The following is a 22467-nucleotide window of genomic DNA, read 5'->3' as shown; positions in this document are numbered from 1 at the left end:
CCGGGTACTTGCGCGATCCGCCGCGCCCGTGTGGACTACGCCCAATGCTGCGCGTACGCGCGCCGCCGAAGAACATTCACCGAACATGAGCAGGAGGCACCCCGTGAGCGCGACCGCGGACCACGCGGAGAGCCTGGCCGCCCGGCTGGGTTTCCAGTCCGAACAGGTGGTCCAGGAGATCGGCTACGACGACGACGTCGATCAGGAATTCCGTGACCTCGTCGAGGAGCTGGTCGGCGAACTCGTCGACGAGGACTACGACGACGTCGCCGACGCGGTGCTGCTGTGGTTCCGCGAGGACGACGGCGATCTGACGGACGCGCTGGTCGATGCCACCGAGCTGGTCGAGGACGGCGCACTGATCCTGCTGCTGACCCCCAAGACGGGCCGTGACGGCTACGTGGAGGCCAGCGACATCAGCGAGGCGGCCGAGACGGCCGGTCTCTCGCAGACCAGGAGCGTCAGCGTCGGCAAGGAGTGGGCCGCCACCAAGCTGGTGACGCCCAAGACGGCCGCCAAGTCCAAGCGCTGAGCCGCGCCCGCTGCCGAGCGGACAACGCTTCCACACCCCGCTGACCAGGAAGACCCCGGTCGGCGGGGTGTGCGCGTTCCACACCCCGGGCACGCCGGGAGGGACCGGGGGCAGGACGGGCAGGACACCCCATAGGCTTTGACTCACCCGAACAGCCCAACGCGGGGATGCGGGAACGAAGGGATGCGAGAGATGGCGATCGAGGTCGGCCACAAGGCCCCGGACTTCGAACTCAAGGACAACCACGGCGCCACCGTGCGGCTCTCCGACTTCCGGGGGGAGAAGGCCGTGGTGCTGCTCTTCTACCCGTTCGCCTTCACCGGTGTGTGCACCGGTGAGCTGTGCGAGCTGCGCGACCAGCTCCCGCGCTTCCAGAACGACGACGTCCAGCTCCTCGCCGTCTCCAACGACTCCGTGCCGACCCTTCGGGTCTTCGGCGAGCAGGAGGGCCTGGAGTACCCGCTGCTGTCGGACTTCTGGCCGCACGGCGAGACCTCCCGCGCGTACGGCGTCTTCGACGAGGACAAGGGCTGCGCGGTCCGCGGCACCTTCATCATCGACAAGGACGGCGTGGTGCGCTGGACTGTCGTCAACGGACTGCCCGACGCGCGTGACCTGAACGAGTACATCAAGGCGCTCGACAGCCTCTGAGTGCGTCCGCGCGGGCCGTTCCGCGCAGTTCCCTGCGAAAACCGCTTACAGGCGGGAACCCGTCACTAGGATCGAAACGTTGATCCGGTAGCAACCGCACGACGGGGCACCGCCCCACACAGAACCCAATGGAGGACCCGTGGGAGTCAGCCTCAGCAAGGGCGGCAACGTCTCGCTGACCAAGGCCGCGCCTAACCTGACGGCGGTCATCGTCGGTCTGGGCTGGGATGCTCGCACCACCACCGGTGTCGACTTCGACCTCGACGCCAGCGCGATCCTGACCAACGACCAGGGCAAGGTCGCCAGCGACGCGAACTTCGTCTTCTTCAACAACCTGAAGAGCCCCGACGGCTCGGTTGAGCACACCGGTGACAACACCACCGGTGAGGGCGAGGGCGACGACGAGGCGATCAAGGTCAACCTCGCCGGCGTGCCGGCCGACGTCGCCAAGATCGTCTTCCCGGTCTCCATCTACGAGGCCGAGACCCGCCAGCAGAGCTTCGGCCAGGTCCGCAACGCCTACATCCGCGTGGTGAACCAGGCCGACAACACCGAGCTCGCCCGCTACGACCTCTCCGAGGACGCGTCGACCGAGACCGCCATGGTCTTCGGCGAGCTCTACCGCAACGGCGCGGAGTGGAAGTTCCGCGCCATCGGCCAGGGCTACGCCTCGGGCCTGCGCGGCATCGCGCAGGACTTCGGCGTCAACGTCTGAGCCTGAGAGCAGCATCCGTCCGGCGCCGTGCACTGTGTGTACGGCGCCGGACCTGCTTCGCCCGCTGCACCGCACCACCGTCACATCGCCACACCGTCGTCCGGGGAGGACCACAACATGGGCGTCACACTCGCCAAGGGGGGCAACGTCTCCCTGTCCAAGGCCGCACCGAACCTCACCAGGGTTCTGATCGGTCTCGGATGGGACGCGCGCTCGACCACGGGAGCCGACTTCGACCTCGACGCCAGCGCGCTGCTCTGCAACGGGGGCCGGGTGCTGGGGGACGAGTACTTCGTCTTCTACAACAACCTGACGAGCCCCGACGGCTCCGTCGAACACACGGGGGACAACCTCACCGGCGAGGGCGACGGCGACGACGAGTCGATCATCATCGATCTCACCCGGGTGCCGGCGAATGTGGACAAGATCGTCTTTCCTGTCTCTATTCACGAGGCGGACTCCCGTCGGCAGAGCTTCGGCCAGGTCAGCAATGCCTTCATTCGTGTCGTCAACCAGGCCGACGGCCAGGAACTGGCCCGCTACGACCTCTCCGAGGACGCCTCCAGCGAGACCGCGATGATCTTCGGCGAGGTCTACCGGTACGGGGGCGAATGGAAGTTCCGGGCGGTGGGGCAGGGGTACGCGTCGGGGCTCCGGGGCATCGCTCTAGACTTCGGGGTCAACGTTTCGTAAAGCCGTACACAGACGCATGGGGTGCCAGGTGCCAGTGGTTCTGAAAACCTTCGGCTGGTCGTTCGCCATCACGGCGCTCGGCCTTGCCTTTGCCGCGTGGCAGTGGGGGTGGGAGGCGTTCGGGGTCGTGCTGATCCTGTCGATCCTCGAAATCTCACTGTCGTTCGACAACGCGGTCGTCAATGCCGGAATCCTGAAGAAGATGAATGCCTTCTGGCAGAAGATCTTCCTCACGATCGGCATCCTGATCGCCGTCTTCGGAATGCGGCTGGTCTTCCCGGTGGCGATCGTCGCCATCAGTGCGAAGGTCGGTCCCATCGAGGCGATCGAACTGGCCCTGGACCAGCCCGAGCAGTACGAGGCCCTGGTCACGGACGCCCACCCGGCCATCGCCGCCTTCGGCGGAATGTTCCTGCTGATGATCTTCCTCGACTTCATCTTCGAGGAGCGCGACCACAAGTGGCTCGCGTGGCTGGAGCGTCCGCTCGCCAAGCTCGGCAAGGTCGACATGCTGTCGGTCTGCGTCGCCCTGATCGCGCTGCTGGTCTCGGCCATGACCTTCGCCGTCAACGCCCACACCAGCACCGGCCACCAGGACAAGTCCGCCACCGTGCTGCTCGCCGGTGTCGCCGGCCTGATCACCTACCTCATCGTCGGCGGCCTGTCCTCGTACTTCGAGGACAAGCTGGAGGAGGAAGAGGAGCGCGAGCACGAGGAGGAGGAGAAGGCCAAGGCCGCGGGCAAGCCCGTCTCCGCCGTCGGCCTCGCCGGCAAGGCCGCGTTCTTCCTCTTCCTCTACCTTGAGGTCCTCGACGCCTCGTTCTCCTTCGACGGTGTCATCGGCGCCTTCGCCATCACGAACCACATCTTCTGGATGGCGCTCGGCCTCGGTATCGGAGCGATGTACGTCCGTTCGCTCACGGTCTACCTGGTCCGCCAGGGCACCCTCGACGACTACGTCTACCTGGAGCACGGCGCGCACTACGCGATCGGCGCGCTCGCCGTCATCCTGCTGGTCACCATCCAGCACGAGATCAGCGAGATCATCACCGGTCTCATCGGCGTGGTGCTGATCGCCGCCTCCTTCTGGTCCTCGGTGCGCCGCAACAAGCGCATGGAACTGGAGGGTTCCACCGCCGAGGCATGACCGCGGCGTTAATGCGGAACGCTCCAATGCGGGGCGGTCCGCCGGGTTCACGGACCCGGCGGGCCGCCCCGTTTCCATAGGCTTCGCGGGGACCAGGGACAGGGACTGGGACCAGGGGATCAGGGGATCAGGGGGTAGGGGGATGGGCTTCTTCGACGGCATCCTGGGCAGCCGGGCCGTGCAGTTCCAGTCGGGCAACGCCTCGTCGAACGCGATCGAGCTGACCAAACGGCATGCGACGGTGTCGCTGACCAGGCAGGGTGCCGTCCACGGCAACCTGCGCGTCAACCTGTCCTGGCGGATGCGCACCTCGGACATCGGCGGCCGCTCCGGCCAGAGCGGCCAGCTCTTCCGCCACCCGTTCAAGCTGTTCAAGCCGGACATGGTGCAGGCGCACACTCAGGGCATGGTCAACGTCGACCTCGACATGGGCTGCCTGTACGAGATGGCCGACGGGACCCGCGGCGCCGTCCAGCCGCTGGGCAACCTGCTGGGCGATCTCAACGACCCGCCGTTCGTCAAGCTCAGCGGGGACGACCGCTTCGGATCGGGATCGGGGGAGACCCTCTACATCAATCTCGACCACGCCGACGAGATCAAGCGGCTGCTGGTGTTCGTCTACATCTACGACCAGACGCCGGCCTTCGACCGGACGCACGCCATGGTGACCCTCTACCCGGTGACCGGCCCGCGGATCGAGATCCCGCTGGACGAGCGGCACCCGCAGGCCCGCTCCTGCGCCGTCGTCTCCCTGGAGAAGGTCAAGGGCGAGCTCGTCGTGAAGCGCGAGGTGAAGTTCGTGTACGGGTTCCAGTCCGAGCTGGACCGGCTGTACGGCTGGGGGCTCCAGTGGGGGCGGGGCTACAAGAGCACCAAGCGGTGACGGCGGGAGCCCTGCCCCGGATGCCCTGAACGGTCCCGCCCCACCGCCCCGCCGCCGCCCCGCGCCGTCAGCGCCGGATGAACTGCGGGCCCTGCACCGGGAGCCGGAAGGACGGGTCCCCGCCCGGCCCGGGCACCGGAGCCGGGGACACCGGCTGCGGGTACCCGTAGGCGGGCTGGGCAGCCGGCGGAGCCTGCGTCGGCGGTGCCATCGCGGTCGTCTGCTCCGAGGCCGACCCCGCCGAAGGGGCCGCGGGGCCGGAGGCCGCGTCCGTACCCGCGTCGGCCTCGGCGGCGCTCTCGTCGACCGAGATCCCGTGGTCGGTCGCCAGGCCCACCAGGCCGTCGGAGTAGCCCTCGCCGAGCGCCCGGAACTTCCACCCGTCGCCCCTGCGGTACAGCTCGCCGCAGATCAGAGCCGTCTCCGCGCCCGTCTCCGGCCGCACGTCGAAGTACGCCAGCGGCTCGGCGCCACCGGTCGCGGTGGCGTCGTACAGCAGGATCCGCAGGTCGCGCACCCGCTCGAAGGGGACGTCCTCGGCGGAGGCGACCACCAGGATCCGGTCCACGGACGGGGTCACCGTCCGCAGGTCCGCCTGGACGGCGTCGGTGATCGCGTCGCCGATCTGCTTCTTGCCGAGGCGCCACACGGCCCCCGAGGGGTGCCGGGGCTGGTTGTAGAAGACGAAGTCCTCGTCCGAACGCACCCGGCCGTCCGGGCCCACCAGCAGCGCCGAGGCGTCCACGTCCGGCACCTCGGGGCCGCCGGTCCAGCGCAGCACCGCCCGGACCGCCACGGGGGCCACCGGGATGTTCGAGCCCTTCTGCATCGCGTGCGTCATGCACGTCATCCTGCCCTCCCGGGGTGGAGCGGGACAATGCGGCCCCCCGTAGGGCCTTGTACCGATCGCGGCGGGTAGGCATCGTGCAGGAGGGTTACCGGAACTTCATGTGCTCGACGAGCTCATCACTCACGTTCGTACGTACTATTACCGGCCATGCCAAATTGGGCCGCCGAGGCAGTACGGGGGAAGCACATGCGTCACTTCGGGCACGTATCGCCCACGGTCCGTAAGGATCTCTTCCACCAGGAACCGGCGGAATTCACCGGGGCCTCGCCCTCGCGCGTCCTGGCGGCGGCCCTCGGAGCCACCCTCTACAGCCCGGCCACCCGCCCCGCCCTGGCCGCGGACATCCGCAAGCAGGCCGCCCGCGGAGTCGTCTCCATGGTCCTCTGCCTGGAGGATTCCATCAGCGACTCCGACGTCACCGGAGCCGAGGAGAACCTCGTCCGCCAGTTCGCCGACCTCGACGGGGACAAAGCGGGCGGGGCGCAGGACGGTGCGGAGCTCCCGCTGCTCTTCATCCGCGTCCGCACGCCCGAACAGATCCCCGACCTGGCGCGCCGCCTCGGCCGCTCCGTACGGCACCTGGCCGGATTCGTACTCCCGAAGTTCGACGAGCGGCGCGGCGTCCCCTTCCTCGAAGCCGTCGCCGAGGCGGAGGCCGCGAGCGGACGGGACCGGCTGTACGCCATGCCCGTCCTGGAGACCCCGGAACTCCTCCATCTCGAAACCCGCGTCGAAACCCTCGCCGGCATCTCCCGCACGGTCAACAGCCACCGCGACCGGGTCCTGGCGCTGCGCCTGGGCGTGACCGACTTCTGCTCCGCCTACGGGCTGCGCCGCACCCCCGACATGACCGCCTACGACGTACAGATCGTCGCCGGCGTCATCGCGGACGTCGTCAACGTCCTCAGCAGGGCCGACGGCACCGGCTTCACCGTGACCGGCCCCGTCTGGGAGTACTTCCGCAGCCAGCAGCGCCTCTTCAAGCCCCAGCTGCGCCGCAGCCCCTTCCTGGAGGAAGGCGTCGAGGACCTGCGCACCGCGCTGATCGAGCACGACCTGGACGGACTGCTGCGCGAGATCGAGCTCGACCGGGCCAACGGCCTGCTCGGCAAGACCTGCATCCACCCCGGCCACGTGACGCCCGTGCACGCCCTGTCGGTCGTCTCCCACGAGGAGTTCTGCGACGCCCAGGACATCCTGCGGCCCGAGCGCGGCGGCGGCGGAGTGATGCGTTCCGCCTACACGAACAAAATGAACGAAGTGAAGCCCCACCGGGCCTGGGCCGAGCGCACCATGCTGCGCGCCGAGGTCTTCGGTGTGGCGAAGGAGCAGGTCGGCTTCGTCGACCTGCTCGCGGCCGGACTCCAGGTGTGAGCGGGCCGGTGGAGAAGCAGACGACGAGGAAGGGCAAGACGATCGACGAGGTGTGGTCGGGTACGTGGGTCGCGGACCGGCTGGGCGTCAGCCTGCACGACTCCGAAGGGGGCCGTCGGCCGGGCCCGCGGCTCAGCCCGCGGCTGACCGAACTGCTCGGACTGGCCCTGCGGCGCAACCCCAAGCGCGCCCACCTGCTGGTCTCGCAGGTGCTGGGCAAGCACGTCCCGCAGTCCCCGCGCACGGTGTACGAGGCCGGCTTCGGGCTCGGTACCCGCGTACGGGCCCTGCTCGGCGAGGAGGGAGCGGCCGCGGCCGTGGTACTCGGCTACGCCGAGACCGCCACCGGCCTGGGCCACTGCGTCGCCGACGGCCTGGGTGCCGCCCCCTACCTGCACTCGACCCGTCGGCCCGTGCCGGGCGTGGCGACGGCCGGCGGCTTCGAGGAGGCGCACTCGCACGCCACCTCCCACCTGCTGCTGCCCGAGGACCCCGACCTCCTCGCGGGCGACGGGCCGCTGGTGCTCGTCGACGACGAGTTCTCCACCGGCAACACGGTCCTGAACACCATCCGCGACCTGCACGACCGCCACCCCCGGTCGCGCTACGTTGTCGTCGCCCTCGTCGACATGCGCTCCCCGGCCGACCGCGCGCGGCTGACGGCCTTCGCCGCCGAGCTGGGCGCGCGGGTGGACCTGATCGCCCTCGCCTCGGGCACGGTGTCCCTCCCGGACGGCATCCTGGCCAAGGGCCAGGCCCTGGTGGAGGAGTACGAGTCGGCAGCCGCCGGCGCGACCCGCGCAGCCCCCGCCGCGGTGGCGGAGCCGGGGCCCTCCGCCGCGGGCCCGGAGCCGGTCGACCGGGTCGACCTGCACTGGCCGCACCGGCTGCCCGACGGCGGCCGCCACGGCTTCACCCCCGCCCACCGCCGGCGTCTGGACGCCGCCCTGCCGGACCTCGCCGCGCAGCTCACGGCCGCGCTCGGCCCCGAGCCCGGACGCGTCCTCGTACTCGGCAACGAGGAGCTGATGTACGCGCCGCTGCGCCTCGCGAAGGCGCTGGAGGAGGCCGGCGCGGCCCGCGAGGTCCGCTTCTCCACCACCACCCGCTCCCCGGTGCTCGCCGTGGACGTCCCCGGCTACGCCATCCGCACCCGGCTCGTCTTCCCCGCCCACGACACCCCCGCCGACGGCCCCGGCGACCGCTACGCCTACAACGTGGCCCGCTCCGCCGGCGGCGACGGCTTCGACACCGTCGTCGCCGTCGTGGACTCGGCCGGCGACACCCCCGAGCTGCACTCGGGACTCCTCGCGGCCCTCGCCCCGCACACCGGCCGCCTCGTCCTGGCCGTCGTACCGTCCTACACACCGCCGACGGCGTCCCTGGCCTCCCTGGCGTCCATACCCTCCCGTACGTCACCCCACCGGCAGGAGCAGCCGACCATGACCGAGCCCCTGCGCGGCCCCGCCTTCTCCTCCTACGCCCCCGAGGACGTCGGCTGGCTGCTCCAGGACCTCTCCGGCGTCCAGCTCGAAGCCCCGACCGAGGAGCGCGAGGAGGCCATCCAGGCAGGCGGCGCGCACTACGCCGAGTCCCTGCCCGTCGAGTACCAGCCCACGCCCCAGTACCAGGAGCTCTACCGCAGCGCCCTGGCCGCCTCGGCCGCCCGCGTGGCCCGCGCCGTCGGCACCGTCACCGAGACCGTCCTCGCCGAGCGCTCCCCCTCCCCGGTCCTCGTCTCCCTGGCCCGCGCCGGCACCCCCGTGGGCGTGCTGATGCGCCGCTGGGCCCGCGCCCGCCACGGCCTGGACCTGCCGCACTACGCCGTCTCCATCGTCCGCGGCCGCGGCATCGACGCCAACGCCCTGCGCTGGCTGGCCGCCCACCACGACCCCGCGGACGTCGTCTTCGTCGACGGCTGGACCGGCAAGGGCGCCATCACCCGCGAGCTGAAGGCCGCCCTCGCCGAGTTCCCCCGCTTCGACCCGGAGATCGTCGTCCTTGCCGACCCCGGCTCGTGCGTGCCCACGTACGGCACCCGGGAGGACTTCCTGATCCCCTCCGCCTGTCTCAATTCCACCGTGTCCGGCCTCATCTCACGTACGGTTCTCAGGTCCGACCTGGTCGGACCCGCCGACTTCCACGGCGCGAAGTACTACCGCGAGCTCGCCGGAGCCGACGTCTCCGTCGAGTTCGTCGACGCCGTCGCCGCCCACTTCGACGACGTGGCGGACGCCGTCGACGAGGAGGTCAAGGAGCTCCTCGCGGCCGACCGCACGCCGACCTGGGAGGGCTGGGCGGCGGTCGAGCGGATCAGCGAGGAGTACGGCATCCACGACGTGAACCTCGTCAAGCCCGGCGTCGGCGAGACCACCCGCGTACTGCTGCGCCGGGTGCCGTGGAAGATCCTGGCGCAGCGCGGCGCCGGGGCCGACCTGGACCACGTACGGCTGCTCGCCGAGCAGCGCGGGGTCCCGGTGGAGGAGGTCGACGGCCTGCCCTACACCTGCGTCGGCCTCATCCACCCCCGATACACGCGCGGCGCCACCGGCGCCGACGGAAAGGCTGTGGCCTCCAAGTGACTGTCCTCGTAGCCAGTGACCTCGACCGTACGCTCATCTACTCGGCGGCCGCCCTCGGTCTGACCATGCCCGACCCGGTCGCCCCGCGGCTGCTGTGCGTCGAGGTCCACGAGAGCAGGCCCCTGTCGTACATGACGGAGACGGCCGCGGCGCTGCTGGCGGAGCTCACCGAGGACCCGTCCGTCGTCTTCGTCCCCACCACCACCCGCACGCGCAAGCAGTACCAGCGCATCCGCTTCCCCGGCCGACCCGCCCGGTACGCGATCTGCGCGAACGGCGGGCAGCTCCTCGTCGACGGCGTCCCGGACCGCGACTGGCGCCGACAGGTCGCGGCGCGCCTGGCCGAGGAGTGCGCCCCGCTGGAGGAGGTCCACGCGCACCTGCTGGCCACCGCCGACGCGGCGTGGCTGCGCAAGGCACGGCTCGCGGAGGACCTCTTCGCGTACCTCGTCGTCGAACGGGCCCTGGTCCCCGACGAATGGCTGAAGACCCTGGCCGAGTGGGCCGGGGCGCGCGGCTGGGCGGTCTCCCTCCAGGGCCGGAAGATCTACGCCGTGCCCCGGCCGCTCACCAAGAGCGCGGCGATGCACGAGGTCGCCCGCCGCACCGGCGCGACCACGGCCCTCGCCGCCGGGGACTCGCTCCTCGACGCCGACCTGCTGCTGGCCGCGGACGCCGCCTGGCGCCCGGGCCACGGCGAACTGGCCGACGCGGCCTGGACGGCGCCCTCGGTGACCGCGCTGACCGAGGCGGGTGTCCTGGCGGGTGAGGAAATCGTGCGCGCATTCGCCCGCGAGGCCGGACGGCTCGGCAGACTGGACGCATGAGCAAAGGCAACAGCACGAAGATCACGGACGAGCTGTACCGGTACATGCTGGACCACAACCCCCCGCTGGACGACGTCCAGCGGGGGCTCGTGGCGAAGACGTACGCCACCTTTCCCGACGTCGCCGGAATGCAGTCCGCGGAGGAGCAGGGGCCGCTGCTGGCCTTCCTCGTCCGCCTGACCGGCGCCCGCCTCATCGTCGAGGTCGGCACCTTCACCGGCTTCTCGGCCCTGTCGATGGCCCAGGCCCTGCCGGCCGACGGCCGCCTCATCGCCTGCGACGTCTCCGAGGAGTGGACGGCGTACGGCAAGGAGGCCTGGGCGCAGGCCGGCGTGGCGGACCGCATCGACCTGCGCATCGCGCCGGCCCTGGAGACGCTGCGCGCCATGCCCTCCGAGCCGCACATCGACATGGCCTATGTGGACGCCGACAAGGAGAGCCAGATCTCCTACTGGGAGGAGCTGGTACCGAGGCTCCGCCCCGGCGGCCTGATCGTCACCGACAACACGCTGTTCCACGGCACGGTCCTCGACGAGTCGGCCACCGGGTCGGCGGCGGGCGTGCGCGCCTTCAACGACCACGTGGCGGCGGACCCGCGCATGGACTCCGTCCTGCTGGCGATCTCGGACGGCCTGACGCTCTCGCGCAAGCGGTAGCGCAGGGGCCGGACGTCCAACCGGACGTCCAACCGGACGTCCGGCCGCTCGGCGGCCGGGTCAGCCGGGTCGGTCAGCCGGTCGTCAGCCGCAGCCGCCGCCACCGCAGCAGCCCCCGCCGCCAGCCCCGCCCATGGGGCGCGCGGGCGCGGGGGCGCTGCCCGACCCGCCCACGGCGACAGCGGACAGCAGCTTGACGGTGTCGGCGTGCCCGGCCGGGCAGTCGGCGGGAGCGGAGGACTCGGCCATGGGGCGGCTCACCTCGAAGGTGTCGTCGCAGGTCCGGCAGCGGAATTCGTAACGAGGCATGCGCACAGGCTAAGCGGGCCACCTGCCCGTCCGCTACGCCTCCGGAACGAGTCGGGCCCTGTCCGGAACGAGTCGGGCTCTAGAACGAGTCGGGCCACGCGAGCCGCCGGCGCGCGGCGCGAGCCCGGTCCTCCCGGGCCGCCTGCCCGGGGTGGCGGGCCCGCCAGTACGGATTGTCGTGCGGGAGCGCACTGCCCACCCGCCCGTACATCCCGAACCACATCAGCATCACGCCGACGACGAAGCTGAACAGCACGTTCTGGATCTTGAAGGCCAGGAAGTTCAGCCCGGTGTCGAGCAGCGCCAGGTTCACGAACCCGCTCGCGATGAACAGCACGCCCAGCACGATGTTCAGCGTCGAGGCGAAGGTCCCGCCCACCACCATCCCGGTGATGAGGAGTCCGCCGATGAAGATGGACAGAACGCTCAGCGCACCGTTGGTGTTCAGCGCCAGCACGGTGTCGCCGCCCGTGTCGAAGAAGCCGATCCGGTCGACGAGGCCCAGGATCCCGAACACCACCAGCAGCAGGCCGGTCAGCCCCGCCCCGACCCGGTACACCTGGCTGAGCTTGTGATCGACGGGCAGGTGCTCGTCGAGCCGGGCGTTGACGGGATGCAGAGCGCGCTGCACACGCCGCCCGATCGGGTGCGGGTCCGGCTCCTCGCCCGTCCCGTAGGGCTCGTGGGCCACGTACGGCGCGTAGTGCTCATGGGGCTCGGTGCACCCGTACGCCGCGTGGGGCGCGTACGGCGCATGGGGCGTGTACGGCGCATGCGACCCGCGCGGCGCATGCGACCCGACCGGCGCCTGGGACGCAGGTGGTGCCTGGGACGCACGCGCCCTGTGGAAGGTGTGGGCAGCCATGGAGGCCTCCTCTACTCCGTCCCGTACCCCCCCAGCATCCGCCGCCGGCCGCCCCACGACAACCTGCCCGGACCACCCCTCAACCCTGGCCGCGCTCCTCCCGGATCCCCGTCACCACACGGTTCACCGACACCCGTACGGCCTCCATCTCCTGGAGGAACGCCCAGTAGTCCGGATGCCGCCCCTCCAGCCCCTCCAGCGCCCTGCCCACCCGCGCCACCGCGTCGTCCAGCGGCCGCGCGTGCCGCGGATCGGGCACACTGCGCCCCGCCATCGCCAGCCGCTGCGCGTCCCGGATCGCGAAGCGCGTCCGGTCCACCTCCGCCTGCGTGTCCCGCGCCACCGCCTCCAGCCGCGTCAGCCGGTCCTGCGCCGCCGACACCGCCTCGTCCGTCGCGTCCAGCGCACCGCGGACCGCCTCGATCAGCGTCCCCACGTCCGCCCACCGCTGCTCCTCACGGGCCCGGCCCGCCTGCGCGAGGCGCTCCTCGGCCTCCGCGACATCCCGTACGGCCTCGTCGGGCACCTGCTGGAGGTCCTGCCAGCACGCCGCACTGAACCGCCGGCGCAGCTCGCTCAGCACCGGATCCACCCGGTCCGCCCGGTTGCGCAACGCCTGCGCCCGCGTCCGCAGGCTGACCAGCCGCCGGTCGATCTCCGCCGCCCGCTCGGGCAGCCGCGCCGCCTCGGCCCGTATGGCCTCCGCGTCCCGCAGGATCCGGTCGGCGCGCTGCACCGTCTCCTGCACCCCGTGGTGCGCCGCGCCCTGGTTCAGCTTGGTCAGCTCCGGCCCCAGCGCCGCCAGCCGCGCCGCCAGGTCGTCGGCCCGCATCCCCTTGGCCCGTACGGCGTCCAGCGCGTCACTGGCTCCGATCAGCGCCGCCCTGGCCCGCTCCCGGGCCGGCGCGACCCGCGCGAGCTGCGTCTCGGCCTTGTCCAGCAACGGCTGCAGGCCCTGCGCGAACCGCTCCAGCTCCCCCTTGACCCGCAGGAGTTCGTCGCGGGCGCGGGTCAACTCGTCCCGCGCACGCGTGGCCACAGAGGCCTCCAACTCCGCCCGGTCCAGGTCGTACGCGTCGACGGCCTCGATGTAGACCTGGCTGACCTGGTCGATCCGCCGCCCGAGCGCGGCGAACCCCTCGGTCGCCTGCCGCGCCGCGGGCGACCCGTCCGCGGCGGCGATGGTCTCGATCGAGATCCGCAGATCCCGCTGCGCCGTGTCCAGCTCGTAGAACGCCGCCGCGGCGGCATCCTTGGCCGCCTGCGCATCCGCCCGCCGACTCTCGTCCCGCCCACCGAACCACCGCCGGGATGCCGTCGTCACAGTCCCTCTCCCGTACGTGTCCGCCATGCCCCGGTCCATTCTCTCCCACGGGAACCGGTTTGCGTGGGGGGCCTGCCCGGCATGTAGGCTGTCCACTCATCCACGGGTGCGTAGCTCAGGGGTAGAGCGCTGCTCTTACAAAGCAGATGTCGGCGGTTCGAAACCGTCCGCGCCCACCGGTCAAAAGGCCCCCCGCCGATCATGGCGGGGGGCCTTTTGCATCCACATCTGACGGCAACGGGGACAGTCGGTCACGACCGGGGACGACTCCTCAGTAGCTGATCCCAGTGCCTCCCGGCCTCGTGCGCGATCGGGTCCTTAGTATCGCACCGGGACAAAGCGACGTGGCCTGTGCCTCTGTAGGGGCGTTCAGAGCATTGCCGGACGGAGTGTCGAGGGGGGCGGGTTCGGTATCAAGTGCCGGGCCGCATCGGTGGCTTCTGTGCCGCCTAGGACTGGAAGATCGCGGCTACGAGCGTCAGTACCTGGGCCAACAGAATGAGGACAGCCGCCCGGTACGCCCGGGCACGCCTACCCAGCTCCTTGCTGTTCTGGGTCTGGGCATCGACCATCGCCCCTGTCAGGAGTACCAACGCATCCGTGCGAGCCACCCCGTCAGCCCACTTCTCCATGATGATCCGAGCTGATGGCCCATGCATCCACTGACGCGTGGGCAGCAGGATCATGAAGGCGCACCATCCCACAGAAAGGAGTAGTCCCATCAGGGTCCAAGGGGCCCAAGCGGGAAGCAGCCTTCCCTTGTACGGGTCTACGTTGATCAGCCCCAGTCCGGCGGAGAATGAAGTCACAAGAGTGGCCACGCCGAGGATGCCCGATGCGCGTGTTCTGAGGCTCTCGAATGCGCTTGTCTGGCTCGCCAGCCTCGCCTTCGCCGCTTCGTATCCCAGTTCGACAAGGTCACCCCCGCCCTCCACCCGACGTTGCCACTTGGCGCCTGGCAAGTGCGACGGGGCCGGCTCAGGGCTCGGGGCTGAAGGGGGAGCGCGCCACGGTGAAGGCGGAGGCGGCGGAGGTGCGGGCAGCGGCTCCTCCGTGTGCTGCCAGTCCGGATCTACCATCTCGGTCTCCTTCGCGCGCCCATACCGAGCCTAGAACGGCCGTAACAGGGCGACCACTTGAAAGGCTCTGCGGTTCGACCGTCTGCGCCCACACGGCGGAGGGCCCCCCAGCCGATCTTGGTTGGGGGCTTTCGAGTGCTCTTGCGGCGTGCCGTGGTCGGGGGTTTCAGCAGGTCGGGTGGGAGCCGTCCAGGACTGCGTTCACCGTGACCGCGTACTCGTGCCGGCCGGACTGGGTGACGCTCAGCAGCGTCGGGTGGCCGTCCACCTCCTTGCGGAAACAGACGTCATCCAGCAGCAGGCCGGGGATGGTCTTCGGGCGGCTCTCGGGGGGTTGCCAGCCGGCGGTGCGGGCCGCGGTCCCGTAGTGGTCGACAACCTGCTCGGGGGTGCCGTCGTACGCGTAGGACGTCCAGGCGGTCAGCCAGACCTCGGTGCCGCTGTCGTCCAGGCACTCGGCGCCGCTCCCGCCCGGTACGACGGTCGCCCCGGGCGGTGCGGGCGGGGTGGGGACGGCCGAGACCTGCGCCAGGCGGTGCACGCCCTCGGGCTCTTCGCACGTCCCCTCGACGCCGATGAGCTCCGACGCGAGCACGTAGACCACGGTGCCGAGCAGGGCGAGGGGCAGTGCGCACGCCGCGCCGACGAGCGTCTTCGTAAGGCCCGTCATGGTCACGGAGCAGCGACCTCACTCGGTTTCGCCGGTCGGATGGTGTGCAGCACAAGGTAGTGCACGCCGTCGGGCGGGTCAGGCGCCGGTCGCGGGCGCGGGCGCGGGCTCGGGGCCGCCCAGGTCCAGGCGGAACGGCGGGTACACGTCGGTCAGGAGGAAGGCGTAGGCGAGTACCCGCAGGGTCCAGCGGACCAGCCCCATGAGGAGGTCGAACAGGCCCTGGGGGTAGCGCCCCGTGCACGCCAGGATCACCACCGCGACCAGGGACAGCAGGCCGATGAGGCCGGAGAACGGGCTGTACTCCTCCACGTAGCGGTAGGCGCTCCAGCCGCTGGTGACCAGCATGCCGACCACCAGCAGTTGCGGGACGACCAGGAGCCACTTGACGAGGACCAGCCAGCGGGAAAGCCGTTGCGGATATACGACGTCCACGCGGACCGGGTACTCCGGAACGTCCCTGAGGGTGAACGGCGGGTATCTGTCGGTGGCGAGCACCATGGAGCAGTAGTAGTGGACGCGCGTGTGCCAGCGGATGACGCCGACGCTGAAATCGAAGAGCGGCTGCGGATACCGGCCGCGGACGAGGATGCAGAAGAACGCGCCGACGCTCACCAGCAGGAAACCGACCTGCAGGAAGAACAGGACGACGTAGTGCGGGATCGCGAAGATCCATTTCACCAGCCACATCCATCGTGTGAGCCGGGGGTCCGGTGTGGCCTGGACGCGCAGGGGATAGGAGGGGGTGGAAAGCATGGCTGTCACATCGTTTCTCGCACGGGGGCGGGGAAGGGGACTGCTTGTCCGCCATTGCGCCCCAGGACCCGGATGCGCGTCATGCCACGGGATCACGTGACACGCGGTCTCGTGACGCGGGCGTCCGTGACATGCGAAGACCCCCGACCCGGTGGGGGTCGGGGGTCTTTCGGACGGCTCAGGCGTTGGGACGCTTGCCGTGGTTGGCCTTCTTCTTCTTGCGGGCCCGCTTCTTGTTGCCTCGCTTGGCCATGGTGACAGTCTCCCTACTCTCGGTGACCTTCACGACGCCGCCAGTCTAGGCGCGGGCCGGGGCGGCCGCATCAGGGCCTCTTGGCCGGTGCGGCCCGGCGTGGGATCGTCGGGGGATGGGCGACTGGCTCGCATGGGGCGCGGTGGGCGCGGCGGTGGTCGGGGCCGTGGTGCTCCTGGCGATGACGGAGCGTTTCCTGGGGGCGGGCTTCGAGCGGAGGCGGGACGCGGAGCGGGCTCGGCTGCTCGACCGGCTCGCCGACACGGCCGAAGGCGACCCGCAGCCGACCGCCGTGCCGGGGCAGCGGAAGTTCGAGGACGTCGGGGGCGGCAGGAGCGCACACACGCAACTCGGCGGCAGCCGGGACGACTTCACCCCCATCCTCGTGGAGTACTACGCCTACGGGCTCGCGCAGGCGCGCAGCAGCTTCGGGACGAGCCAGCGGTTCGCCGGCGCCGGGGCGGCGATCCTGCTCGTCGGGCTCGGGCTCGCCGTCCGCAAGGCCGAAACCGGCGGGGAGCTCTACCTCGGCGTCGTCATGGCCGCGACGGGCCTGGTCACGACCCTGATCGGGCAGCTCTTCCACCGACGGGCCGACATCGCACTGCGGCACATGGCCGACCAGAGCGCCGCGCTGCGCGACGACCGCCGGGCCGCCGAGACGACCCGGCAGGCCATCGGGCTGCTGGAGACGGTCGACGACCCGGAGCTGCGGGCCCGCCTCCAGGCCGGACTGATCATGAAGCTTTCCGGGGCCGAGCTGCCCCGGTAAGCGGGATAGTGGAGACATGTGCCGATCGATTAAGACCCTGCGTCCGCCCGCCATCCCCGAGAAGGCGACCGAGGAGGAGATCCGGGCCGCCGCGCTGCAGTACGTGCGGAAGGTCTCCGGCTTCCGGGTGCCCGCCGCGCACAACCGCGAGGTGTTCGACGAGGCGGTGGACGCCGTCGCCGAGGCGACCGCGGCCCTGCTCGACGGCGTGCACGTAAGGGGGCAGGCCGCCCCGGCGTGACCCCGGGACCGCCCTACCCCGCCTACCCGCTTACGCGGCCGCGCGCCGGCGCAGTACCCACACGCCGCCGATCAGGGCGCACGCGGCGAGGGTGCCGCCGACGGCGATCTGGGTCGTGCTCATCGAGCCGACGCTGCCGCCCGTACCGCCGCGCGCAGCGCCGGGCGTGACCTGGAGGGAGACGGTGACGCGCTGGCCGCCCGGGCCGCCGCACTCGAAGAGGACCCGGTGCGTGCCCGGGACGGCGTCGTTGAAGACGGTGGCGTTGCCGGAGAGGTTGTCGGCCGCGAGGTTTCCGGGGGCCAGGCGGACCTCGCTGAACGCGGTCGACGTGACCCTGGCGACCTTGGTGCCGCATCCCGCGATGTTCAGGGCCACCCGGCCGCCCGGCGCGACCGTGGTCGGGGAGACGGTGGCGGAAGGGGCGGCGTGGGCGAGCGTGGCAGGTGTGGCGGCGACGATGAGGGCGGCGGCCGCGGCGGTCATCAGACGGCGCGGAGCGGCGGACCGCGAGCGGGGCACGGTGGCCGGCGGCTGGGCGAGCGGCGTGGCGGGCATGGAGACAACTCCTCGACTCCTCGAAACGGCGCGGCCAGGCCACGGATGTGACGCGGATTCGGTTGCACGCCGTCCTTGGACGCTAGGACCGCGTCCCGGAGGCGGCGATCGGGGCCGGGCGAACGGGTGAGCCACTGCTCCACCCGGGGGAGCCCACGGCCCACGGCCCGCAGTCCGCAGTCCGCCGTCCGCAGTCCGCAGTCCGCCGCCCGGACCCCGCAGCCCGGCCCCGGACCCCGCTGCGGGCTTACGCCGCCGGGCTACCGGACGCGGCCGGGGGCGGCCGGCGCACCAGGAACGCCGCGAGGGCGCCCGCGGCGAAGAGCGCGACGATCGACACGGCCGTGCCGAGCCACTGGGTACCCAGCCACTGGGTGCCGAAGTAGCCCAGAGCCACGCTGTACCCGGCCCACGCCATGCCCGCCAGGACCGACCAGGGCAGGAACTCCGCCGCCTTGCGCTGCGTCTTGCCCGCGCCCAGGGACACCACGGAGCGCCCCGCCGGGGCGAAGCGGGCGATCACCACCAGGGCGCCGCCACCGCGCGCGAGGGCCGCACCCAGGCGTTCCTGGGCGCGCGTCAGGCGACGCGAGCGGGCGATGGCCCGGTCCAGCCGGGCCCCGCCGTTCCGGGCAAGCCGGAACGCGGCCATGTCGCCCAGCACCGACGCCGTCGTCGCGATCACCAGCAGGAGCAGGATGTCCGGCACCTGCTCGGGCACCCGGACCGGCACGGGGCCGGCCGTCCCGGCGGCTGCCGCCGCTGCCGCCGCCGCGGTGATCACCAGAACCCCGCTCGGCAGCACCGGAAGGAAGACGTCGAGCACGACGGACACCGCCACCAGGGCGTAGATCCATGGGCTCGCGGTCAGCGACCCCAAAGTCTCAAACAAAGCGGGACTCCCCAGTCCGGTTGACGTGCTGCGGCATGAAGCGCCGCGACGTCGCGGGGGAGCGGCAGGGGCGGCTGACAGCCATACAGCGTACGCCCGGCGCTCCCGCCCCGGGAGCCCGGGGCGGACCGCGCACCTCATGGGGCGGCCGGTGCGCCGCACTGTGTCCGCTTCACCGCCACTCACCCGGCCGACGAGCCCCCCAACCTGCCGCCGAGCCAGAGGGATCCCCCTACTCCGCCGCCGTGAGGTCCCGGTCCAGCACCGTCACCAGGCGGGCCCCCTCCCGCTTCTTGCGTGCCTGCTCCAGCCGCAGCCGCGCCGTCCGCCCGGACAGCGCCAGCGTCATCAGCTGGTTCCCGAACCAGGGGCCGTCCGTACGCCGCCAGTTCAGCGGCGGCCGCCCCGTCCGCCCGTGGAGGGAGAAGCCGCGCCCCAGCCACCGGCCCAGGCGCGACCAGCCCAGCCGGAAGCCCCACTTCACCACGGTGTGGATGGAATTGTGAACAGGTGAGCAGGTCAGCTGGAACACCCGCGCCGTGCTCGGTATCAGAGGCTCGGCCACATACGCATGGTGCACGTCCCCGGACAGTACGCACACGGTCGCCGGCGCCCGCGGCCCCGTACCCACCTCCTCGATCAGATCCGTCAGCGCGGCGAACGACGCCGGGAACGCCGCCCAGTGCTCCAGATCGCTGCGCCGCCGCAGGTTCTCACCGATCCGCGCCCACCGGGGCCCGCGCTCCCCGCGGCACAGCGCCGCATTCCACGTCTCCGCGTCATGGATCAGCTGCGGCATCAGCCAGGGGAGTGAGGACCCGATCAGCAGGTGGTCATAGCCCCCGTGCCCGGCGAGGGCGTTTTCGCGCAGCCACTGCTGCTCCGCCGGATCGAGCATCGCGCGGCCGTCCTCGGCCAGTACGCGCGCGGCGCGTGTGTCCACCATCAGCAGCCGGGTGCGCCCGAAGTCGCGCCGGTAGCTCCAGCGCACCGTGGCCGGGTCGGCGTCGGCGGCGGACGCGAACGCCCGTAGCGCGTCGGTGCCGTCGGGATCCGCGCGGACCGCCCCGTACAGCGCGTCGGCTGCCAGCTCGGCGGGCGAGAGGTTGCCCAGGTGCTGGTACACCCAGTACGACATCAGGCCGCTGAGCACACGCTCCCGCCACCACGGGGTCGCCCGCATCTCCGCGAGCCACGCCGCGCTCGTGTTCCAGTCGTCGATGACGTCGTGGTCGTCGAATATGTGCAGGCTCGGCACGGTCGAGAGCAGCCAGCGGATCTCCGGGTCGAGCCACGATTCGTAGTAGAGCCGGGTGTACTCCTCGTAGTCCGCGACCTGGGCGCCGGGCGCTTCCCGCAGGTCCCGGCGGGCGGCGAGCCACTGCCGGGTCTCCTGCGACAGGGCGTCGGCGTACACCTGGTCGCCCAGCAGGAGCAGCAGGTCGGGACGCTCCGACTCCGGATCCGCGGCCAGCCGCGCCGCGAGGGTGTCCAGCGCGTCCGCGCCGTGCGGCCCGTGTCTGCCGGCGGGCGGCGCGGCCTGACGGCAGGAACCGAAGGTGACGCGTAGCCGGGGGGCGGGCCGGCCCGCTGCGGCCACGGCCGGTGTGGTGATCGTGCTCGGCGGGAAGCCGCTGTCGGCCGGCGGCCACACCTGCCGTCCGTCGAGCAGCACCTCATACGGCGTCGTGGCACCAGGGGTCAGGCCGGTCACCGTCACCAGCGCGTAGTGGTGTCCGGCTATCTGGAAGGTACGCGTGCTGCCGCCGGCACCGCCCGTGCACCGCACTTCCGCCGTGCACGGGCGGTCCGCCTCGACCCATATGGTGGCCGCTCCGCCCGTTTCCCAGTCGACGTGGCGCAGCAGCGGCCCCAGACGCAACCCGGCCATGCAACTCCCCCTCCTCCATAGCCCCTTCGATCACGGTACGACGGGGAGGGGGAGCGCCGCCTCCCCCTGGCGGGGGAGAGATCCACGGCGGCGCCCGCTGCGGGCGGTCGGTGGGCGGTCAGCGGGCGGGTCGTCGGGCGGCCAGGCTGTCGGCCGGCAGGCCGGAGCGGTCCGTCAGCAGCCGTTCAGGACGTTCACCAGCGCCGTCTTCTCGCCGGAGTCCATGCTCAGGCCCCAGTACTGCTTCACGTTGACCCACATCCGCGCGTACGTACAGCGGTAGGCGGTCCGCGGCGGCATCCACTTGCCGGGGTCGAGGTCGCCCTTGGCCTGGTTGACGTTGTCGGTGACCGCGATGAGCTGGGGGCGGGTGAGGTCGTTGGCGAACTGCTGTCGCTTGGACGTGGTCCAGGAGGAGGCGCCGGAACGCCAGGCCTCGGCGAGCGGGACGACATGGTCGATGTCGAGGTCGGAGGCGGCCGTCCAGGTGGCGCCGTCATACGCCGAGTACCAGCTTCCGCTCACAGCGGCGCAGGCGGAGTCCTGGACGACGTTCACGCCGTCGCGCTTCAGCACGGTCTCGCGGGTGTTGCAGGTGCCCGAGACGGTGCTCCAGTGCGGGAAGAGGTCGCGGCTGTACCCGCTGGTGGATCCTTCCGTCCTCGGTGTGACCGTGGCCAGGTACGCGCGGGCGGCCGAGGCGCTCATGGGCGTGGGCGGGGCGGCCGCGGCGGTCGGGGCGTTGAGGAGGGAGGTCAGCGCGGCCAGCGCGGCTGCTGACGCGAGCACGCCAATTCGACGCGCGTAGACGGTGGGTATGAGTGCCATGAGGGGGCTCCCTGGGTGCGGGGGGTTCGGCCGGGTCGCCCCGGCGGGGCGTGGCCATGCTGGCGCCATCGGGTTGCCGGGGGATGGGCGCCAGGTGACAGCGTGTCGACATGGGCACGTCACATCAAGCCACTCAAGGGCCCCGGTTTAAGTGGAAGTTGAGATTCCGCTGCGACGGGGTGCCTCAAGCGGTACACGGCAGCGGGCAAGACCGGGGCAGGCCGGGGCGCGGCGGGACCAAAGCCCCATTCCGGCTCGCCCCACGCGTCGCGTACTCTGGTCCGAGCAGAAGGGGAGTAGCTCTTCGCCGGAACGTCGACATACTGCTGGGTCACCCAGCCGGCGCCCGGAGGCGGACCACGCACAGCGGCCCGCCAGCGAGACCTTCGGCCGCAGTGTCCTGTCCCGGCGTGGGCGCGTTCCGTACGCGCACGCGCAAGCCAGGGTGCCGCCGAGCCGAAGCGACCCCTGACTCACCCCAGGTCTCTCGGTACCGATGGCGCCCTGCCCGACCGATTGAGGTTCCACCCCCGTGTTCAGCTTCAGCATCACGGCGATCGCCTTCGGCGTCGTCTTCCTTGCCGAACTCCCCGACAAGACGGCCCTCGCCGGCCTGATGCTCGGCACGCGCTACCGCGCCTCCTACGTCTTCGCGGGCGTCGCCGCCGCCTTCGCCGTACACGTCGCCCTGGCCATCGCCGCGGGCAGCGTGCTCACCCTCCTCCCGCACCGCCTCGTCCAGGCCGTCGTCGGCGTCCTCTTCCTCCTGGGCGCGGCCATGCTGCTCCTGAAGAAGGACGACGGCGACGAGGAGATCAAGCCGCCCGCCGACCAGTCCTTCTGGAAGGTCTCGGGGGCCGGCTTCATGCTGATCCTGGTCGCGGAGTTCGGCGATCTGACCCAGATCATGACCGCCAACCTGGCGGCACGCTACGACGACCCCGTCTCCGTCGGCATCGGAGCCGTACTGGCCCTGTGGGCGGTCGCGGGCATCGGCATCCTGGGCGGGCGCACGCTGATGAAGTACGTGCCACTGTGCCTGATCACCAAGATCGCGGCAGCCGTGATGGCGGCGCTGGCCGTGTTCTCGCTGTACGAGGCGATCGCGGGCTGACGCAC

General features: G+C 71.4%; 25 protein-coding genes and 1 tRNA gene. 14 read left to right on the top strand and 12 right to left on the bottom strand.

Features of this window, described 5'->3' with window-relative positions:
- Positions 1–103: 103 nt before the first annotated feature.
- The 6 genes from BSL84_RS10570 to BSL84_RS10545 all read left to right on the top strand — a co-directional run bounded on the left by BSL84_RS10570 (position 104) and on the right by BSL84_RS10545 (position 4621).
- Positions 104–532, top strand: coding sequence for a DUF3052 domain-containing protein (locus tag BSL84_RS10570; RefSeq protein WP_030026015.1), 429 nt, complete (start codon positions 104–106; stop codon positions 530–532).
- Between the two features lie 192 nt (positions 533–724).
- Positions 725–1183 (top strand): peroxiredoxin, encoded by a 459-nt coding sequence (locus tag BSL84_RS10565; RefSeq protein WP_030026014.1) that lies wholly within the window; start codon positions 725–727, stop codon positions 1181–1183.
- Positions 1184–1322: 139 nt separating this feature from the next.
- Positions 1323–1898 (top strand): TerD family protein, encoded by a 576-nt coding sequence (locus BSL84_RS10560; protein ID WP_030026013.1) that lies wholly within the window; start codon positions 1323–1325, stop codon positions 1896–1898.
- 117 nt (positions 1899–2015) lie between these two features.
- A complete protein-coding gene (locus BSL84_RS10555; RefSeq protein WP_030026011.1) occupies positions 2016–2591 on the top strand; it encodes a TerD family protein in 576 nt (191 codons plus the stop codon).
- Positions 2592–2625: 34 nt separating this feature from the next.
- Positions 2626–3738 (top strand): DUF475 domain-containing protein, encoded by a 1113-nt coding sequence (locus BSL84_RS10550; RefSeq protein ID WP_030026009.1) that lies wholly within the window; start codon positions 2626–2628, stop codon positions 3736–3738.
- A gap of 142 nt (positions 3739–3880) precedes the next feature.
- Positions 3881–4621 carry a TerD family protein gene (locus BSL84_RS10545; protein WP_030026007.1) on the top strand — a complete coding sequence of 247 codons (741 nt, stop codon included), beginning with the start codon at positions 3881–3883 and terminating at the stop codon, positions 4619–4621.
- 67 nt (positions 4622–4688) lie between these two features.
- Here BSL84_RS10545 and BSL84_RS10540 read toward each other — a convergent pair whose 3' ends face one another.
- On the bottom strand, positions 4689–5462 hold the full coding sequence (locus BSL84_RS10540) for a TerD family protein (RefSeq protein WP_030026005.1): 774 nt from the start codon (positions 5460–5462) through the stop codon (positions 4689–4691).
- 195 nt (positions 5463–5657) lie between these two features.
- Here BSL84_RS10540 and BSL84_RS10535 point away from each other — a divergent pair, with 195 nt between their 5' ends.
- Genes BSL84_RS10535 through BSL84_RS10520 form a run of 4 tightly spaced genes read left to right on the top strand, consistent with a single transcriptional unit; the run spans position 5658 to position 10910 of the window.
- Positions 5658–6845 (top strand): HpcH/HpaI aldolase/citrate lyase family protein, encoded by a 1188-nt coding sequence (locus BSL84_RS10535; RefSeq protein ID WP_030026003.1) that lies wholly within the window; start codon positions 5658–5660, stop codon positions 6843–6845.
- Positions 6846–6853: 8 nt separating this feature from the next.
- The gene (locus tag BSL84_RS10530; protein ID WP_234363440.1) at positions 6854–9427 is read left to right on the top strand and encodes a phosphoribosyltransferase; all 2574 of its coding nucleotides are present in this window, start codon (positions 6854–6856) and stop codon (positions 9425–9427) included.
- Positions 9424–10254 carry a hypothetical protein gene (locus tag BSL84_RS10525; RefSeq protein ID WP_030031320.1) on the top strand — a complete coding sequence of 277 codons (831 nt, stop codon included), beginning with the start codon at positions 9424–9426 and terminating at the stop codon, positions 10252–10254. The genes BSL84_RS10530 and BSL84_RS10525 overlap by 4 nt, the downstream gene beginning before the upstream one ends.
- Positions 10251–10910: an O-methyltransferase gene (locus BSL84_RS10520; RefSeq protein WP_075970219.1), complete on the top strand. Its 660-nt coding sequence runs from the start codon at positions 10251–10253 to the stop codon at positions 10908–10910. The genes BSL84_RS10525 and BSL84_RS10520 overlap by 4 nt, the downstream gene beginning before the upstream one ends.
- A gap of 84 nt (positions 10911–10994) precedes the next feature.
- Here BSL84_RS10520 and BSL84_RS10515 read toward each other — a convergent pair whose 3' ends face one another.
- From BSL84_RS10515 to BSL84_RS10505, 3 genes are all read right to left on the bottom strand, one after another.
- Positions 10995–11219: an FmdB family zinc ribbon protein gene (locus BSL84_RS10515; protein WP_045320761.1), complete on the bottom strand. Its 225-nt coding sequence runs from the start codon at positions 11217–11219 to the stop codon at positions 10995–10997.
- A 79-nt stretch (positions 11220–11298) separates the two neighbouring features.
- On the bottom strand, positions 11299–11862 hold the full coding sequence (locus BSL84_RS10510; RefSeq protein ID WP_075972040.1) for a DUF4383 domain-containing protein: 564 nt from the start codon (positions 11860–11862) through the stop codon (positions 11299–11301).
- Between the two features lie 301 nt (positions 11863–12163).
- On the bottom strand, positions 12164–13447 hold the full coding sequence (locus BSL84_RS10505) for a hypothetical protein (protein WP_075970218.1): 1284 nt from the start codon (positions 13445–13447) through the stop codon (positions 12164–12166).
- Between the two features lie 65 nt (positions 13448–13512).
- Between BSL84_RS10505 and BSL84_RS10500 the strand changes: the two genes are divergently transcribed.
- Positions 13513–13584 (top strand) — tRNA-Val (locus BSL84_RS10500).
- A gap of 273 nt (positions 13585–13857) precedes the next feature.
- Here the strand turns inward: BSL84_RS10500 and BSL84_RS10495 are convergent.
- From BSL84_RS10495 to BSL84_RS37760, 4 genes are all read right to left on the bottom strand, one after another.
- Positions 13858–14094 carry a hypothetical protein gene (locus tag BSL84_RS10495; RefSeq protein WP_158879938.1) on the bottom strand — a complete coding sequence of 79 codons (237 nt, stop codon included), beginning with the start codon at positions 14092–14094 and terminating at the stop codon, positions 13858–13860.
- 559 nt (positions 14095–14653) lie between these two features.
- Entirely contained in the window at positions 14654–15157 is a 504-nt protein-coding gene (locus BSL84_RS10490; RefSeq protein WP_159393511.1) for a hypothetical protein, read from the bottom strand.
- A 78-nt stretch (positions 15158–15235) separates the two neighbouring features.
- The gene (locus BSL84_RS10485; protein ID WP_075970216.1) at positions 15236–15913 is read right to left on the bottom strand and encodes a DUF4389 domain-containing protein; all 678 of its coding nucleotides are present in this window, start codon (positions 15911–15913) and stop codon (positions 15236–15238) included.
- A 178-nt stretch (positions 15914–16091) separates the two neighbouring features.
- Positions 16092–16166: a 50S ribosomal protein bL37 gene (locus BSL84_RS37760; RefSeq protein WP_099895366.1), complete on the bottom strand. Its 75-nt coding sequence runs from the start codon at positions 16164–16166 to the stop codon at positions 16092–16094.
- Positions 16167–16281: 115 nt separating this feature from the next.
- On the opposite strand from BSL84_RS37760, the gene BSL84_RS10480 reads away from it, so the two are divergent.
- Positions 16282–16938, top strand: a complete 657-nt coding sequence (locus tag BSL84_RS10480) for a TRADD-N-associated membrane domain-containing protein (RefSeq protein ID WP_107069611.1) — start codon at positions 16282–16284, stop codon at positions 16936–16938.
- Between the two features lie 16 nt (positions 16939–16954).
- Entirely contained in the window at positions 16955–17179 is a 225-nt protein-coding gene (locus BSL84_RS10475) for a DUF2277 domain-containing protein (RefSeq protein ID WP_030029371.1), read from the top strand.
- A gap of 30 nt (positions 17180–17209) precedes the next feature.
- On the opposite strand, the gene BSL84_RS10470 is transcribed toward BSL84_RS10475, so the two are convergent.
- The 4 genes from BSL84_RS10470 to BSL84_RS10455 all read right to left on the bottom strand — a co-directional run bounded on the left by BSL84_RS10470 (position 17210) and on the right by BSL84_RS10455 (position 21348).
- Positions 17210–17737, bottom strand: a complete 528-nt coding sequence (locus BSL84_RS10470) for a hypothetical protein (protein WP_234363439.1) — start codon at positions 17735–17737, stop codon at positions 17210–17212.
- A 247-nt stretch (positions 17738–17984) separates the two neighbouring features.
- The gene (locus BSL84_RS10465; RefSeq protein WP_075970215.1) at positions 17985–18629 is read right to left on the bottom strand and encodes a DedA family protein; all 645 of its coding nucleotides are present in this window, start codon (positions 18627–18629) and stop codon (positions 17985–17987) included.
- 232 nt (positions 18630–18861) lie between these two features.
- Positions 18862–20520, bottom strand: a complete 1659-nt coding sequence (locus BSL84_RS10460) for an alkaline phosphatase D family protein (RefSeq protein WP_045322047.1) — start codon at positions 20518–20520, stop codon at positions 18862–18864.
- A gap of 174 nt (positions 20521–20694) precedes the next feature.
- Positions 20695–21348 carry an HNH endonuclease family protein gene (locus tag BSL84_RS10455; RefSeq protein ID WP_030027440.1) on the bottom strand — a complete coding sequence of 218 codons (654 nt, stop codon included), beginning with the start codon at positions 21346–21348 and terminating at the stop codon, positions 20695–20697.
- A 532-nt stretch (positions 21349–21880) separates the two neighbouring features.
- Between BSL84_RS10455 and BSL84_RS10450 the strand changes: the two genes are divergently transcribed.
- Positions 21881–22462: a TMEM165/GDT1 family protein gene (locus BSL84_RS10450; RefSeq protein ID WP_075970214.1), complete on the top strand. Its 582-nt coding sequence runs from the start codon at positions 21881–21883 to the stop codon at positions 22460–22462.
- Positions 22463–22467: the final 5 nt, after the last annotated feature.

It is taken from the genome of Streptomyces sp. TN58 (assembly GCF_001941845.1).
Taxonomy (GTDB): domain Bacteria; phylum Actinomycetota; class Actinomycetes; order Streptomycetales; family Streptomycetaceae; genus Streptomyces.
Note: the sequence above shows the minus strand (reverse complement) of the source record. Positions and strands in the feature narration are given on the sequence as shown.